This is a genomic window from Citrobacter sp. C348, assembly GCF_047467975.1.
Lineage (GTDB): Bacteria > Pseudomonadota > Gammaproteobacteria > Enterobacterales > Enterobacteriaceae > Citrobacter > Citrobacter gillenii.
In genome coordinates this window covers 1-1,525 of sequence record NZ_JASJUJ010000026.1, presented here as the reverse complement: position 1 = coordinate 1,525, position 1,525 = coordinate 1, and the positions used below count along the sequence as shown (strand labels likewise).

Sequence of the window (1,525 nt, the reverse complement as noted above, 5' to 3'; positions counted from 1 at the left end):
AAATCGTACCCCAAACCGACACAGGTGGTCAGGTAGAGAATACCAAGGCGCTTGAGAGAACTCGGGTGAAGGAACTAGGCAAAATGGTGCCGTAACTTCGGGAGAAGGCACGCTGATGGTAGGTGAAGCGACTTGCTCGTGGAGCTGAAATCAGTCGAAGATACCAGCTGGCTGCAACTGTTTATTAAAAACACAGCACTGTGCAAACACGAAAGTGGACGTATACGGTGTGACGCCTGCCCGGTGCCGGAAGGTTAATTGATGGGGTTATCCGTAAGGAGAAGCTCTTGATCGAAGCCCCGGTAAACGGCGGCCGTAACTATAACGGTCCTAAGGTAGCGAAATTCCTTGTCGGGTAAGTTCCGACCTGCACGAATGGCGTAATGATGGCCAGGCTGTCTCCACCCGAGACTCAGTGAAATTGAACTCGCTGTGAAGATGCAGTGTACCCGCGGCAAGACGGAAAGACCCCGTGAACCTTTACTATAGCTTGACACTGAACACTGGTCCTTGATGTGTAGGATAGGTGGGAGGCTTTGAAGTGTGGACGCCAGTCTGCATGGAGCCAACCTTGAAATACCACCCTTTAATGGCTGGTGTTCTAACGTAGACCCGTGATCCGGGTTGCGGACAGTGTCTGGTGGGTAGTTTGACTGGGGCGGTCTCCTCCTAAAGAGTAACGGAGGAGCACGAAGGTTAGCTAATCCTGGTCGGACATCAGGAGGTTAGTGCAAAGGCATAAGCTAGCTTGACTGCGAGAGTGACGGCTCGAGCAGGTGCGAAAGCAGGTCTTAGTGATCCGGTGGTTCTGAATGGAAGGGCCATCGCTCAACGGATAAAAGGTACTCCGGGGATAACAGGCTGATACCGCCCAAGAGTTCATATCGACGGCGGTGTTTGGCACCTCGATGTCGGCTCATCACATCCTGGGGCTGAAGTAGGTCCCAAGGGTATGGCTGTTCGCCATTTAAAGTGGTACGCGAGCTGGGTTTAGAACGTCGTGAGACAGTTCGGTCCCTATCTGCCGTGGGCGCTGGAGAATTGAGGGGGGCTGCTCCTAGTACGAGAGGACCGGAGTGGACGCATCACTGGTGTTCGGGTTGTCATGCCAATGGCATTGCCCGGTAGCTAAATGCGGAAGAGATAAGTGCTGAAAGCATCTAAGCACGAAACTTGCCCCGAGATGAGTTCTCCCTGACTCCTTGAGAGTCCTGAAGGAACGTTGAAGACTACGACGTTGATAGGTCGGGTGTGTAAGTGTAGCGATACATTGAGCTAACCGATACTAATGAACCGTGAGGCTTAACCTTACAACGCCAAAGATGTTTTGGCGAAAGAGACATCAAATTCAGCTTGATACAGATAAAATCAGAACGCAAAAGCGGTCTGATAAACAGAATTTGCCTGGCGGCTGTAGCGCGGTGGTCCCACCTGACCCCATGCCGAACTCAGAAGTGAAACGCCGTAGCGCCGATGGTAGTGTGGGGTCTCCCCATGCGAGAGTAGGGAACTGCCAGGCATCAAA

The 1,525-nt window shown here is 52.5% G+C and carries 2 rRNA genes; both read left to right on the top strand.

The window, feature by feature from the left end:
* A 23S ribosomal RNA gene (locus tag QNN86_RS23830) occupies positions 1-1,310 on the top strand; the annotation flags it as partial.
* A gap of 93 nt (positions 1,311-1,403) precedes the next feature.
* A 5S ribosomal RNA gene (rrf, locus tag QNN86_RS23825) occupies positions 1,404-1,519 on the top strand.
* The last annotated feature ends 6 nt before the right edge of the window (positions 1,520-1,525 follow it).